Origin of the sequence: Streptomyces sp. SID5910 (assembly GCF_009862125.1) — a bacterium.
GTDB lineage: Bacteria > Actinomycetota > Actinomycetes > Streptomycetales > Streptomycetaceae > Streptomyces.
Window position 1 is genome coordinate 1 of the sequence record NZ_WWHX01000479.1, and the last position, 13658, is coordinate 13658.

The following is a 13658-nucleotide window of genomic DNA, read 5'->3' on the forward strand; positions in this document are numbered from 1 at the left end:
GCCGCCGAGGCGGTGGTGGCGGGGGCCGGTTCGGTGCCGCCGAACGGGGTCGGCAGGACTCCGGTTCCGGCCGCGACCGCGACCCCGCCGACCATGCCGACGGTCAGCGCGGCGGCCAGACCCAGGTGCAGGGGCCGGCCCCAGCGGGAGCGCCGGGTGTCGTCGCGGCGCGGGCCGATGCGGACCAGTCCGGCGTCGGAGGGCCGCCGCACGGTGCCGTGGCCGAGGGCGGCGGGCGCATCGGCCCACACCGCCGCGTCATCGGCGCGCGCCTTGCGGAAGGCGGCCAGCGCGGCGGCCTCACCCGGCAGTTCTCCGCTGGTCGGCGCGGGGTGCGCGGCCAGCGCGTCCAGCGCCTCGGCGAGCCGTTCGGCGCGGTCACGGGCCGCGGGGTCGACAGCTTTCAGTGACTCTCCGCGCAGCAAGATCTCCGCCGTCTCGCGGTCCAGCCACCCGTCCTGCTCGTCGGCCATCACATGTCCTTCTGCGTCCGCGCACGCGTATGCGTCACAGTGGCGGACGTCGCCGCACGGCGGCGCGGTTCTCGCTGGGGCGGCAGGGCGTCGAGCGCCCCGGTGGATTCCGGATCGTCACCGAGCAGTTCGGCCAGGCGCTTCAGCCCGCGGTGCGCCGCCGTGCGAACGGCTCCGGGGCGCTTGCCCAGCGTGTCCGCCGCGCTCTTGGCGTCGAGGCCGAAGACCACCCGCAGGACGACCGCCTCGGCCTGGTCCTGGGGCAGCCGCGCGATGAGGGACAGGGTGCCGTCGGTGGCCAGGGCCTCAAGGGCCTCGCCGGCGGTGTCGGAGTCGGCGGGCTTGCCGGTCAGCTCCGTCTCGTCGCCGCCGATCACCGGCCGGCGGCCGCGCATGCGGATGTGGTCCAGCGCGCGGTTGCGGGCGATACGGGCGGCCCAGCCGCGGAACCGGTCCGCGTCGCCGTCGAAACGCTCCAGGTCACGGGCGATCTGGAGCCACGCCTCGGACGCCACGTCTTCGGCGTCGGGCTCACCGACCAGTGTCCGCACGTAGGTGAGCAACCGCGGGTGCACAGCGCGGTACACAGTCCGGAACGCGGTCTCGTCCCCGTCCTGTGCCGCACGCACCGCGGCGGTCAGCTCCGCGTCGTCCCCCAGCACCGAACGCGCCTCTCTTTGCGCCTCAAGCCGGAGCCGCTCTCGCGGACCGGGTGCTCGCCGTCGTGGTTCCCCAATGAGTGGTTGCGGTGGTCCACCGCTGGTCGGCGCGAAAGGCACGTTACGTCTTGAAACCGCCGCTCGTCCATGTCCTCATCGCATTGCCGTACAAGACGCAACTAACCCGTGACGCGGTGAGGTGTGACAGAAAACGCATCGGCGGCGCTGTAGGGAGTACGGGTCGCCGCGCGGCCCGTGCCGCGCGACGGCCGGGGCCTCTCCTGTGGGGGGTGGCGGCCCCGGCCGTTGCCTTGGCCGCCACCGTGGCCCGCTCCCCGCTGTCGGCGTCCGCGCGTCAGCGGCCGCCCGTCGCCTCCCGGCACAGCAGCCGCAGCGACCCGTCGCCGGCGAAGCAGCGGCGGGCCTCGTCGATCGGGTCCCACAGGCGGCCGTTCGGGGTGCGGATCCAGTGGTCGCCGCCGGTCGCCCACCACTCGGCGCCGCTCTCCCGGACGATCACCTCCCCGGCGTAGGCCCCGAGCCCGCGCAGGACGGTCTCCACCGCGGCGTAGGGGGCTCCCTCGCCGCGGATGCCCTCGATCATGCGGTCGGCCCGCCACAGGCTCTGGGGTGAGTAGTCGAGGCGCAGCCGCGCGCCCTCGCGCATCACGGCCACCGTGTCGGCCGCCCACCGCACCGGCCGGGTGGCGGCCCAGGGCCGGTTCGCCGCCGGGTCGGCGCCCGCGGCCGGGGCAGTGGTCTCGCTGGTCACCGTCGCTTCGCTGGTCACAGTCGTCACATGGGCAAGAGCGTCGTCCGGCGGCGTTTCGTCACAGGTTTCCGCCCGTGGTTCCCCAACCGGCGCAGGACCGCCCCAGCTCCCCCACGTCCACCGCACCACCGCCGCGCCGCCCCCGCAGGACGGTCACAGCACCGGCCGGACGTCAGCCCCGGCCGCGCGCCCTGCGGGACACCACCGCCCGCAGCACCCGGCGCCCCTCCGTGGAGACGTCCAGGGCGCCCCGCAGCCCGGCCGGACCGTGGCCCGCGAGCAGCTCCAGGACGGTGACCTGGCGGCGCAGTTCGGCGGCGACCAGCGGCGACGCGTCCCGCCCGGGCTCCTCACGGCCGACGCCGGCGGCCCCGGCGGCCTCCGTCGCGGGGTCGAGGAGCCGGTGGATCCGCAGCGAGGCCACGGAGCAGGCGTCGGCCCAGCCGCGCACCTCGGCGGCCGAGCACCCGGCCGGGGCGGCGGCCAGCATGCGCCGGGCCAGCAGGACGGCCTCGTCCTCGCCGGCCGCGCCGGGCCCGGCGAGCTTGCCGCGGACCTGCTCCCACGCCTGCGCCCAAGCGGCCCCGTCCCCGCTCGCGGCCCCGTCTCCGCCCGCGTCCCCGTCGGCGAGGGCCGCCCACAGCGGGCGCAGCACGTCGTCGTCGCCGTCCAGGAGCGGCAGACAGCGGTCCAGGCAGGCCAGTCCGCTCGCGGCGAGCCCGCGTGCGTCGGCCCGCGCGATCAGTTCCACCAGACTCATCCGGCGCCTCCTCGTTCCTGCCGCCCCGGCCCGCGCTCCGCCACGGAGCCCGCATTGCCCCTTACTGCGTGCGACGGCCCGCGAGTGTCACAGCGGCACCACGCCGAGCCGGTCGAGGAACCGGAAGAAGAGGTCTTCGGCGGTCGGGGCCGCCCCGGACGCGGGGCTCGCACCGGGCCCCGTCTCGTCGCCCGGGTCCGCCGCCAGTACGGCGGCCAGCTCCCCGGCGTCCGCGGTGCGACCGGCCTCGGCGGCCCAGGCGACGGCACGCCCGGCGGCGTCGCGGGGTTCGAGGAAGTAGTCCTCCAGCGTGAGCCCCTCGTTCTCGGCGCCGAGGTACCCGGCCATCGCGGCCCGCGCCAGACAGGTCGTCCACGCCCCGCTCTCGGGCGCCGCCGCCTCGACGGCCACGCAGTCGCTGTCCATGACGTATCCGAACAGCGCGGGCGCGCCGGTCTGCGCGGCCAGGTCGTTCATGTTCCCGACGTCCCCGTCGCCGCCCGGGTACTCCCACACCTGCCAGCCGTCGGGCGCGGACACCCGCAGGGTCATGTCCGCGGCGCCGTCGAGCGCGTCCAGCTCCGTGAGCGGCCGTTCGGCCCGGCCCACGACGAAATACCCCCAGTAGCCCATGTCCCGGCTCCCCCCGGCGTGTCGGTTCGGCTCGCCCAAACATCACCACAGCCGTACGGGAGTTCGCAGCCGTATCGGACAATCCGGCGCCGTCCGGCCCGGGGCCCCGGTCAGTCGAGCCGGTCGGCCAGCGCCTTGAACTCCGTCCAGGACAGCTCGGGCTTGTCCGGGTCCCACAGCTTCTGGACGGTCGCGGCGAGCGGCAGCCGGATGCCGGCGGCGACCTGGGCCTGCGTCTGGGCGTTCGGGATGTCGCCCCAGACGGCGAAGCTGCCGCCGAGGATCTGGTCGTCGTACTTGGCGTCGACGGCCGTGGTGCCGCGGATGACGCGCGGGGTCCACTGCTCGTAGATGCGCTGACCGGTCGGGTAGACGAAGGTCTGCGGCTGGCCGAGCACGTAGTAGAGGAACTCGTCGTTGTAGTTGAGGACCTGGCGGCCCGCGCTCAGGTACTCCGTGGGCGGCCGGGCGCCGATCTCCTTGCCGGTCCAGTACGCGACCTTGATGTCCTTCAGCGGTTCGACGGACGTGTCCTTGAAGAAGCCGTCGTTCCAGGCGCGCGGGGTGCGGTCGTGGGCCAGGACGGTCTTGGCGCGGCCGTTGAGCCAGCCGGTGGTCAGGTCGGCGACGGTGCCGCCGGAGCCGTAGGCCTCGCGGGCGGCGGCGGCCAGCGTCGGGTAGGACGCCTCCGGGTCGGACACCACGAGCGCCTGGTACTCGTCGGCGCCCAGGTGGAACTGCGTGCCGGGGAAGAGGTCGGCGTACTCGTCCAGCAGGTCGTCGACGATCTCGGCGGCCTCCGGCTTGGAGATGTCGATCGCGCCGCGCGTGGCGGTGCCGCGGACGTTGCGGAGCTGGAGGTCGGGGTGCGCGGCGATCACGGCGCCGAGGTGGCCCGGGGAGTCGATCTCGGGGACGACGGTGATGTGCCGGGAGGCGGCGAGGTCGGTGATCTCCTTGACCTCGGCCTTGGTCAGGTGGTCCTGGGAGACGATCTCCGGGTGCGAGTCCGACTCGATGCGGAAGGCCTGGTCGTCGGAGAAGTGCAGACCCAGCTCGTTGTACTTCAGGTCGCCCAGCTCGCGGACCCGGTCCTTGATCCAGTCGGCGTCGTAGTGCTTGCGGGCGATGTCGAGCATGAAGCCACGCTTGGGCTTGGCCGGCTCGTCCTTCACCACGCCCTCCGGCGCGGTGCCGCCGCCGTCCACCTCCTGCTTCAGGGTGCGGGTGCCGTAGAAGACGCCCGCCTCGGCCGGCCCGCTGACGGTGACGCGGCCGTCGCGCACGGTCATGGTGTACGACTCCGGGTCCGCGCCCTTGTCGGCCTTGACCTCCAGCCGCAGGTCCCCGGCGCGCGCGTCGTCCTTCTCACCGGCGTACGACATGCCCAGCTCGCCGGCGACCAGCTTGCCCTCGTCGGCAAGGGAGGGGTCGGCCACGACGACCCGGTGACCGGGGGCGGGCTGCCAGCCGGGTCCGCGGGCCGCGGTGTGCTGCCGTACGGCCGGCACGGTCTGCGGCGCCTTCGACAGGGCGTAGGAGCGACTGGGGCTGGGCGAGGTGGAGGGTGCGGCCGCGCCTTCGGAGGACCGCGCCGCGGGCCCGCCGTCCCCGTCGCCGTCGGTGGCCCACAGGCCGACTCCCACGCCGAGGGCCGCGACCGCCGCGCCGGCGATCACCGCTCGCTGCCTCACCTTGCGCGCCGGTGTCCGGCGTCCGTGCTGGCTCACAGCGCCAACCTAAGGCCGCCGGCTCCCTCATGCGTCCACCACATGTTCCGAAACTCTCCCGTTCGGGTGAAATTCGGGCAGCGTACGGACATGCGATGTCCTCTCTCGATAATGTGTCGGGCACATATTTCGCACAATCCCCTGCCGACACACACGTGACGCCCACAAGGACCCACGCTGCCTGTGCACCGTCTCCCAGAACTCTCCGGCCGAGTGGCCATACCGGTACCGGTGCAAACACGCGCCGCACCGGCAGCACCCACCCCGCTGGAGCGCTTCAACACCGCCCCCTCCGACGAGGCCGCCCGGACCCTCCTCACCTGCCTGAACAGCCACGCCTGGTCCCACCGCCTCACCACCCACCGCCCCTACCCGGACCTCCCCGCCCTCCTCGCGGCGGCCGACGAGGCGACGTACGACCTGAGCCCCCAGGCCCTCACGGAGGCCCTGACGGCGGAGGCGATGCCGGCCCTGGCCGAGGACACGTACGCAGCGGCCCACACAGCCCTGACCGCGGCGACCGCGGCCTACGAAAGCCGCTTCGGCCACGCGTTCGTGATCTGCCTGGACGGCTTGCCCGCGAACGAGGCCCTGGACCACGCCCTGGCAGCCATCCGGTCACGATTGACAAACGATCCGGACGAGGAACGCCTGGTGGCGGCCGAAGAACTGCGCCGCTTGGCACGGGCGCGAGTACGCCGGCTTTTAGGGGCGCGGGGCTGTGACATAGGCGGCTCCGCCGCGTGGGCGCGACCGGCCACCGACGACCCGCACCCGGCAAACCACACCAAACCCCCACCCCATTAGCCGCCCGGCGCTCAATCCCACTGCTCCTTTGAGTGCAACTTTGATCACACAAGCAGGCCCCCCGTAAGCGCCGCAGGCACACGTCGCTACGATGCTGGGGGCCGGTGGACCGTACCCGGCCGGGCCCGACCGACAAGAGAAAGCCGGCGCGGCCCCAATCCCCGCTCCCGGAGGAAACTTCCGTGCCGGCTGGAACGCTGTACCGCGGCCGGGAAGGAATGTGGTCCTGGGTGGCTCACCGAGTCACCGGCGTCCTCATTTTCTTCTTCCTGTTCGTTCACGTGCTGGACACCGCTCTCGTGCGTGTCTCCCCCGAGGCCTACGACAACGTCGTGGCCACGTACAAGAACCCGATCGTCGCGCTGCTGGAGTACGGCCTCGTCGCCGCCATCCTCTTCCACGCGCTCAACGGTCTGCGCGTCATCGCCGTCGACTTCTGGATCAAGGGCGCCCGCTACCAGAAGCAGATGCTCTGGACCGTGGTCGCCCTGTGGATCGTGCTGATGCTCGGGGCGATCTACCCCGTCCTCGGCCACGCCGCTCGTGAACTGTTCGGGAGCTGACGCAGATGTCCACGACTGACAAGACCGCTGCCGGCATCGGCCCCGTCGAGGGCGCGTCGATCTACACCGTCGACAACCCGGCGCCGCTGATCGAAGCCCCCCGGCAGCGCACCAAGAAGACCCCGAAGTCCACGCGCGGCAACTTCGAGCTGTACGGCTGGCTGTTCATGCGCCTGTCCGGCGTGGTGCTGGTCGTCCTGGTCCTCGGCCACCTGCTCATCCAGCTCGTGCTGGACGGCGGCGTCTCCAAGATCGGCTTCGCCTTCGTGGCCGGCCGCTGGGCCTCGCCGTTCTGGCAGGTCTGGGACCTGCTGATGCTCTGGCTCGCGATGCTGCACGGTGCCAACGGCCTGCGCACGGTCATCAACGACTACGCGGAGCGCGCGAACACCCGGCTGTGGCTCAAGGGCCTGCTCTACACCGCCACGGTGTTCACCATCCTGCTGGGCACGCTGGTGATCTTCACCTTCGACCCGAACATCCGCTAGGCACGGGGCTGCGAGAATCATGAAGATCCACAAGTACGACACCGTCATCGTCGGCGCAGGCGGCGCCGGCATGCGCGCGGCCATCGAGTCGACGAAGCGCAGCCGCACCGCCGTCCTGACGAAGCTCTACCCCACCCGCTCCCACACGGGCGCCGCGCAGGGCGGCATGGCCGCCGCGCTGGCCAACGTGGAGGAGGACAACTGGGAGTGGCACACCTTCGACACGGTCAAGGGCGGTGACTACCTGGTCGACCAGGACGCCGCCGAGATCCTGGCGAAGGAGGCCATCGACTCGGTCCTCGACCTGGAGAAGATGGGCCTGCCGTTCAACCGGACGCCGAACGGCACCATCGACCAGCGCCGCTTCGGCGGTCACTCCCGCAACCACGGCGAGGCCCCGGTCCGCCGGTCCTGCTACGCGGCCGACCGCACCGGCCACATGATCCTCCAGACGCTGTACCAGAACTGCGTCAAGGAGGGCGTGGAGTTCTTCAACGAGTTCTACGTCCTGGACCAGCTGATCACCGAGGTCGACGGCGTCAAGAAGTCCGCCGGCGTGGTGGCCTACGAGCTGGCGACCGGCGAGATCCACGTCTTCCAGGCGAAGGCCGTGATCTACGCCTCCGGCGGCACCGGCAAGTTCTTCAAGGTGACCTCCAACGCGCACACGCTGACGGGCGACGGCCAGGCGGCCGTGTACCGGCGCGGGCTGCCGCTGGAGGACATGGAGTTCTTCCAGTTCCACCCGACCGGCATCTGGCGCATGGGCATCCTGCTGACGGAGGGCGCCCGCGGTGAGGGCGGCATCCTCCGCAACAAGGACGGCGAGCGCTTCATGGAGAAGTACGCGCCGGTCATGAAGGACCTCGCGTCCCGTGACGTCGTCTCGCGCTCCATCTACACGGAGATCCGCGAGGGCCGCGGCTGCGGTCCCGAGGGCGACCACGTCTTCCTGGACCTCACCCACCTCCCGCCGGAGCAGCTGGACGCCAAGCTGCCCGACATCACGGAGTTCGCGCGGACCTACCTCGGCATCGAGCCCTACACGGACCCGATCCCGATCCAGCCGACCGCGCACTACGCCATGGGCGGCATCCCGACCAACGTCGAGGGTGAGGTCCTCGCGGACAACACCACCGTCGTCCCGGGCCTGTACGCGGCCGGCGAGGTCGCGTGCGTGTCGGTGCACGGCGCCAACCGCCTGGGCACCAACTCGCTGCTGGACATCAACGTCTTCGGCAAGCGGGCCGGCATCGCCGCCGCGGAGTACTCCCAGAAGGCGGACTTCGTGCCGCTGCCGGAGGACCCCGAGTCCCTCGTCGTCGAGCAGATCGAGCGGCTGCGGACGTCCACGGGCAGCGAGCGGGTGGCCGAGCTGCGCCGCGAGCTCCAGGAGACCATGGACGCCAACGTCATGGTGTTCCGCACCGAGCAGACGATCAAGACGGCCGTCGAGAAGATCGCCGAGCTGCGCGCCCGCTACAAGAACGTGGCGATCCAGGACAAGGGCCGCCGGTTCAACACCGACCTGCTGGAGGCCGTCGAGCTGGGCAACCTGCTCGACCTGGCCGAGGTGATGGCGGTCTCCGCGCTCGCCCGCAAGGAGTCCCGCGGCGGTCACTACCGCGAGGACTACCCCAACCGCGACGACGTCAACTTCATGCGCCACACCATGGCGTACCGCGAGGTGGGCGACGACGGCGCCGAGTCCATCCGTCTGGACTACAAGCCGGTCGTCCAGACCCGCTACCAGCCGATGGAGCGTAAGTACTGATGGCTACCCCTGTCATGGAGAAGAGCGACAAGGCTCCCGAGCCCGGTTTCGCCGACTCCCCCTACATCTCCGTCACGGTCCGCGTCCGCCGGTTCAACCCGGAGGTCTCGGCCGAGGCGACCTGGCAGGACTTCCAGCTGGAGATCGACCCGAAGGAGCGTGTCCTCGACGCCCTTCACAAGATCAAGTGGGACCTGGACGGCACGCTGACCTTCCGCCGTTCCTGCGCCCACGGCATCTGCGGGTCCGACGCCATGCGGATCAACGGCAAGAACCGGCTGGCCTGCAAGACGCTGATCAAGGACATCAACCCCGAGAAGCCGATCACGGTCGAGCCCATCAAGGGGCTGACGGTCCTCAAGGACCTGGTCGTCGACATGGAGCCGTTCTTCCAGGCGTACCGGGACGTGATGCCCTTCCTGATCACGAAGGACACCAACGAGCCGACGCGTGAGCGCCTCCAGTCCGCCGAGGACCGCGAGCGCTTCGACGACACGACCAAGTGCATCCTGTGCGCGGCGTGCACGTCCTCGTGCCCGGTGTTCTGGAACGACGGCCAGTACTTCGGCCCGGCCGCGATCGTCAACGCCCACCGCTTCATCTTCGACTCGCGCGACGAGGCCGGCGAGCAGCGGCTGGAGATCCTGAACGACCGCGACGGCGTCTGGCGCTGCCGCACGACCTTCAACTGCACGGACGCCTGCCCGCGCGGCATCGAGGTCACCAAGGCGATCGCGGAGGTCAAGCGTGCACTGATCACGCGCCGCTTCTGACGTCCGTCGGTACGTCCTCGAAGGGCCCCGTCTCCGGTGGAGGCGGGGCCCTTCGGCATGAGCGCCCCGGTGCGCCGCGCGGCCGGTTGCCGCCGGACGGACCAATCCCGCACCCGGCGAGGGATGACAATCAGCCGTTCCGGGCGATGAGCGTCCTAGCCTGACGGCATGTCAGATGACGAGTCGTACGAACTGCTCGGGTTCGACAACGTGGTGCTGCCCGTCGGGGACCTCGGTGAGGCCGTCGGGTTCTACGAGCGGGCCGGGTTCCCGGTCGCCTTCCGGCTCGACGAGGCCGGGATCGCGCTGCTGAAGGTCGGGGGCGAGACCCCCGGCATCCTGTTGCGGGGCGAGGAGGAGTTCGGGCGGCGGCCGCCGCTGTGGCCCTCCGCGCGGGTGTGGCTGGAGGTGCCCGACGCCCGCCGGGCGGCCGCGGCGCTGCGCGAGGCGGACATCGCGCCGCTGGACGAGCCCTTCCCCGTCGCCACCGGCTGGACCGTCGAGTTCGCCGACCCCTGGGGCAACGTCATCGGACTGACCGACTACTCCAAGCGCCCCGAGCTCGGCCGCAGGCCCTAGCCGTATTGACCCGCCGGCCGCGTGACGCGGACCACTCCACCCTTGAGTTGAACACGTTCAAAAGCAGGTCTACAGTCATCCCTGTCAGCGTTTTGAACGCGTTCAAGAAGGGGTGGGGCATGGACCGCACCGTCATCGCCTACGTCATCTACCTGGTCGTCAGCATCGGTCTGACCGTCTGGGTGGCCCGGACGCTCAGCCGCAACGGCCGGGTCTTCCTCGCCGACGTCCTGCACGGCAACGAGAAGCTCGCCGACGCCGTCAACCACCTCCTGGTGGTCGGCTTCTACCTCGTCAACCTCGGCTTCGTCGCCCTCTACCTGAGCGACGACGAGACGATCACCGACACCCGGGGGATCTTCGAGGCGCTCTCGACCAAGCTGGGCGTGGTGCTGCTGGTCCTCGGCGTGATGCACCTGGCCAACGTGTACGTGCTCAACAAGATCCGGCGGCGCGGAATGATGGAGCGGGAGCAGATCCCGCCGGTCCCGCCGCAGGGCTGGGCGGCCCCGACGGCCGGAGCCTGAGCCCATGGCTCCCGCTCCCGGGACGGCCGGCGCCCCCGTGCGCCGGCTCACCGTCCTCTACGACGCCGAATGCTCCCTGTGCACCCACGTACGGGACTGGCTGCTGCGCCAGCCCCGGCTGGTGCCGATGGACCTGGTCCCGGCGGGGTCGGACGAGGCCCGGCGGCGCTTTCCCGGCCTCGACCACGGCGCCTCCCTCGACGAGGTCACCGCCGTCGGCGACGCCGGGCAGGTCTACCGGGGCGCCGCCGCCTGGATCGTCGTCCTGTGGGCGCTGCGCAGGTACCGCAGGCTCGCCCACCGGCTCGCCACGCCCGCCGGGGCCCGGCTGGCCCGGGGCGCCGTCCTGGCCGCCGCCAAGTGGCGGGACGGGCAGAAGCGGTGGGGCGGCAACGGATACCGCCGCGCCGACGGCTGGGTGTATGAGCCGGGGCTCGGCTGGCTCTACACCGGGCCGGGCTGCGACGACGGCGCCTGCGTCACTCGTTAGGCTCTCTTCCTGTGCCTGCGAAGAACGACGGCCCCGACGACGGAGCCCCCCTCAGCAAGTCCGAGCAGACCCGCGCCCTGATCCTGGAGACGGCCATGCGGCTCTTCCAGGAACGCGGCTACGACCGGACGACCATGCGGGCCATCGCCCAGGAGGCCGGTGTCTCCGTCGGCAACGCGTACTACTACTTCGCCGGCAAGGAGCACCTGATCCAGGGCTTCTACGACCGGATCGCCGCCGAGCACCAGGCGGCGGTCCGCGAGGTGCTGGCGCGGGAGACCGACCTGGAGGCGCGGCTCGCGGGCGTGCTGAAGGTGTGGCTGGACATCGCGACGCCGTACCACGAGTTCGCGGTGCAGTTCTTCAAGAACGCCGCCGACCCGGACAGCCCGCTCAGCCCCTTCTCCCCGGAGTCGGAGCACGCGCGCGTGGAGGCCATCAGCGTCCACCGCGCGGTGCTGGCCGGCACGAGGACCAAGGTGCCCGAGGACCTGCGGGACATCCTCCCGGAGCTGATGTGGCTCTCCCAGATGGGGCTGGTCCTGTACTGGGTCTTCGACCGCACCCCGGGCCGCGAGCGCAGCTACCGCCTGGCCGAGCGCGGCGCCCGGCTCACCGCGCGGGGTGTCGCGCTGGCCCGGTTCCGGGTGCTGCGCCCGCTGGTGCGCGAGGTGCACGAGCTGTTCACGGACTTCCTGCCCGGCATGACCAAGGCGCTGCCCGACCCCTCGGCCCAGAAGCCCCCGCGTCAGGCCTGACAGGACGCCAGCTCGATCACCGTGATGTCCGAGGGCGCCCCCACGCGCGTGGGCGGGCCCCAGGCGCCGGCGCCGCGGCTGACGTAGAGCTGGGTGTCGCCGTAGCGCTCCAGGCCGGCCACCGTCGGGTTGGCGGCGGCCGCGATGAGGTTGCCGGGCCAGAGCTGGCCGCCGTGGGTGTGGCCGGAGAGCTGGAGGTCGACGCCGTGGTCGACGGCGTCGTGGATCTGCACCGGCTGGTGGGCGAGGAGCACGCAGGCGCGGGCCCGGTCGCGGTCGCCGAGGGCGCGGGCGTAGTCGGGGCCGTGGCCCTCGTCCTCGCCCGCCACGTCGTTGACGCCGGCCAGGTCGAAGTGGGGCAGCTCGGTGCGGGCGTTCTCCAGCGGGATCAGGCCGAGGCGGCGTACCTCGGCGACCCACTGCTCGGCGCCGGAGAAGTACTCGTGGTTGCCGGTGACGAAGTACGCGCCGTGCCGGGCCCGCAGCCGGGCGAGCGGGGCTGCGGGTGGAGCGGTATCTCACCGAGGACGGGACATGGGTGCGGGCGGTCCCGGCGGGCCGGGGCTAGGGGTGCGATGAGTTCCGGGGCGAGGGGCGGTCTACCTCCCCGACAGCAGCACGGACCGCTCAGCCCAGGAGATCCCCATGCCCGAGACCACCGCTTCCGCCACCCACGCTCCCGCCGTCGCCTCGGCAGCCTCCGTCCCGGCAGGGCGATCCGGGCGGGGCGCCCGGATCGCCCTGCGGGCGGTGCAGGTGCTCCTCGCGCTGTTCTTCGCCGTCGCGAGCGCCCTGCCCAAGCTGATCGCGCACGCGTCGGCGGCCGAGACCTTCGACGAGATGGGCTGGGGCAACGCCGGCATGTACGCCATCGGCATCCTCGAACTGGCCGGGGCGATCGCCCTGCTGGTCCCGGTGCTCCAGTCGGTGGCGGCGACGGCGCTGAGCGCGCTGATGGTGGGCGCGTTCGTCGTCCAGCTCACCTACTTCGACGGCGAGAACGCGGCGACGCCGCTCGTCCTGTTGGTCCCGCTGCTCCTCGTGGCCTGGGCCCGCCGGGAGCACAACGCGGAGCTGCTCCGGCTGGTCCGCGCGTGACCGCCGGCAGGGGGGTCCGTCTTCGCAGGGTCTTCCGGCCAGTGGCCCTTCGGTCAGCGGCCCCTCGGTCAGTGGCCCTCCGGGCGGCCCATGCCCTCCAGGCCGCGCAGGCGTTCCAGCTCGCGCCGGTCCCGCTTGGTCGGGCGTCCGGCGCCGCGGTCGCGGATGCCGGCCGGGGCTACGGCCTCGCGGGGCGGAGGCGGCGGGGAGTTGTCGATGTAGCACTGGGCGGCGACCGGGGCTCCGACCCGCTTGCGGATCAGCCGCTTGACGACGACGACCCGTTCCCTGCCCTCGTGCCGCAGGCGCACCTCGTCGCCGACACGCAGGGAGTGGGCTGGCTTCACGCGCTCGCCGTTCACCCGGACGTGACCGCCCCGGCAGGCGGTCGCACCGAGGGAGCGGGTCTTGATCAGACGGACGGCCCAGATCCAGCTGTCGACCCGGACACTCTCGCCGTTCTGCGGTCCGGCAGCCTCGGCGGCGGCGATCGCGGCGGCGGTCTTGGGGTCCGGGGCCTGGTCGGCGGCCTTCGCCTCGGGGGAGTCCGGTACGGCAGTCGCCTCGCCGTCCCTGCCTTCGTCATGCTCGGAAGCCATGCCCCGACCTTAGCCGCAGGGCCCCGGTGCGCGGGATCGGATATCGACGGGGCGAGGGCGGCGGGACGCCGGGTGCCGTGACGGCCGGTAAGTGGCGCCACGGCACCCGGCCGGGCCCGGCGGCCCCCGCCCCGAGGCGCGCGGGTCCGGTGGTCTTACGGTGGGGGCATGGACA

The 13658-nt window shown here is 72.1% G+C and carries 16 protein-coding genes and 2 pseudogenes; 10 read left to right on the forward strand and 8 right to left on the reverse strand.

The window, feature by feature from the left end:
- From GTW67_RS16925 to GTW67_RS16950, 6 genes and pseudogenes are all read right to left on the reverse strand, one after another.
- A pseudogene (locus GTW67_RS16925) lies at window positions 1–473 on the reverse strand (hypothetical protein); the annotation flags it as partial.
- Window positions 473–1135 (reverse strand): sigma-70 family RNA polymerase sigma factor, encoded by a 663-nt coding sequence (locus GTW67_RS16930; RefSeq protein ID WP_161165657.1) that lies wholly within the window; start codon window positions 1133–1135, stop codon window positions 473–475. The pseudogene GTW67_RS16925 and the gene GTW67_RS16930, both read right to left, overlap by 1 nt.
- Before the next feature lie 352 nt (window positions 1136–1487).
- Window positions 1488–1904: a hypothetical protein gene (locus GTW67_RS16935; RefSeq protein WP_161165671.1), complete on the reverse strand. Its 417-nt coding sequence runs from the start codon at window positions 1902–1904 to the stop codon at window positions 1488–1490.
- 172 nt (window positions 1905–2076) lie between these two features.
- On the reverse strand, window positions 2077–2664 hold the full coding sequence (locus GTW67_RS16940) for a hypothetical protein (RefSeq protein ID WP_161165658.1): 588 nt from the start codon (window positions 2662–2664) through the stop codon (window positions 2077–2079).
- Between the two features lie 87 nt (window positions 2665–2751).
- The gene (locus tag GTW67_RS16945; RefSeq protein ID WP_161165659.1) at window positions 2752–3297 is read right to left on the reverse strand and encodes a hypothetical protein; all 546 of its coding nucleotides are present in this window, start codon (window positions 3295–3297) and stop codon (window positions 2752–2754) included.
- Window positions 3298–3407: 110 nt separating this feature from the next.
- Complete coding sequence (locus tag GTW67_RS16950) at window positions 3408–4976, reverse strand: family 20 glycosylhydrolase (protein WP_161165672.1); 1569 nt, start codon at window positions 4974–4976, stop codon at window positions 3408–3410.
- A gap of 282 nt (window positions 4977–5258) precedes the next feature.
- Here GTW67_RS16950 and GTW67_RS16955 point away from each other — a divergent pair, with 282 nt between their 5' ends.
- From GTW67_RS16955 to GTW67_RS16995, 9 genes are all read left to right on the forward strand, one after another.
- Window positions 5259–5834 carry a 2-oxo-4-hydroxy-4-carboxy-5-ureidoimidazoline decarboxylase gene (locus GTW67_RS16955; protein WP_161165660.1) on the forward strand — a complete coding sequence of 192 codons (576 nt, stop codon included), beginning with the start codon at window positions 5259–5261 and terminating at the stop codon, window positions 5832–5834.
- Between the two features lie 182 nt (window positions 5835–6016).
- A complete protein-coding gene (sdhC, locus tag GTW67_RS16960) occupies window positions 6017–6397 on the forward strand; it encodes a succinate dehydrogenase, cytochrome b556 subunit (RefSeq protein WP_161165661.1) in 381 nt (126 codons plus the stop codon).
- Window positions 6398–6402: 5 nt separating this feature from the next.
- Window positions 6403–6885 (forward strand): succinate dehydrogenase hydrophobic membrane anchor subunit, encoded by a 483-nt coding sequence (locus tag GTW67_RS16965; protein WP_161165662.1) that lies wholly within the window; start codon window positions 6403–6405, stop codon window positions 6883–6885.
- A 19-nt stretch (window positions 6886–6904) separates the two neighbouring features.
- Window positions 6905–8659 carry a succinate dehydrogenase flavoprotein subunit gene (sdhA, locus tag GTW67_RS16970; protein ID WP_161165663.1) on the forward strand — a complete coding sequence of 585 codons (1755 nt, stop codon included), beginning with the start codon at window positions 6905–6907 and terminating at the stop codon, window positions 8657–8659.
- Window positions 8659–9432: a succinate dehydrogenase iron-sulfur subunit gene (locus GTW67_RS16975; RefSeq protein WP_161165664.1), complete on the forward strand. Its 774-nt coding sequence runs from the start codon at window positions 8659–8661 to the stop codon at window positions 9430–9432. Before sdhA ends, GTW67_RS16975 begins: the two co-directional genes overlap by 1 nt.
- 168 nt (window positions 9433–9600) lie before the next feature.
- The gene (locus tag GTW67_RS16980; protein ID WP_161165665.1) at window positions 9601–10011 is read left to right on the forward strand and encodes a VOC family protein; all 411 of its coding nucleotides are present in this window, start codon (window positions 9601–9603) and stop codon (window positions 10009–10011) included.
- Window positions 10012–10130: 119 nt separating this feature from the next.
- Window positions 10131–10538, forward strand: coding sequence for a hypothetical protein (locus GTW67_RS16985; RefSeq protein WP_161165666.1), 408 nt, complete (start codon window positions 10131–10133; stop codon window positions 10536–10538).
- A 4-nt stretch (window positions 10539–10542) separates the two neighbouring features.
- Window positions 10543–11028: a thiol-disulfide oxidoreductase DCC family protein gene (locus GTW67_RS16990; protein ID WP_161165667.1), complete on the forward strand. Its 486-nt coding sequence runs from the start codon at window positions 10543–10545 to the stop codon at window positions 11026–11028.
- Between the two features lie 11 nt (window positions 11029–11039).
- On the forward strand, window positions 11040–11786 hold the full coding sequence (locus GTW67_RS16995; protein WP_161165668.1) for a TetR family transcriptional regulator: 747 nt from the start codon (window positions 11040–11042) through the stop codon (window positions 11784–11786).
- Here GTW67_RS16995 and GTW67_RS17000 read toward each other — a convergent pair.
- A pseudogene (locus tag GTW67_RS17000) lies at window positions 11777–12304 on the reverse strand (metallophosphoesterase); the annotation flags it as partial. The gene GTW67_RS16995 and the pseudogene GTW67_RS17000 overlap by 10 nt on opposite strands.
- Window positions 12305–12431: 127 nt before the next feature.
- Here GTW67_RS17000 and GTW67_RS17005 point away from each other — a divergent pair.
- Window positions 12432–12884: a DoxX family protein gene (locus GTW67_RS17005; protein ID WP_161165669.1), complete on the forward strand. Its 453-nt coding sequence runs from the start codon at window positions 12432–12434 to the stop codon at window positions 12882–12884.
- A gap of 68 nt (window positions 12885–12952) precedes the next feature.
- Here the strand turns inward: GTW67_RS17005 and hslR are convergent, their stop codons facing one another.
- Window positions 12953–13483, reverse strand: coding sequence for an Hsp15 family ribosome-associated heat shock protein (gene hslR, locus GTW67_RS17010; RefSeq protein ID WP_161165670.1), 531 nt, complete (start codon window positions 13481–13483; stop codon window positions 12953–12955).
- Window positions 13484–13658: the final 175 nt, after the last annotated feature.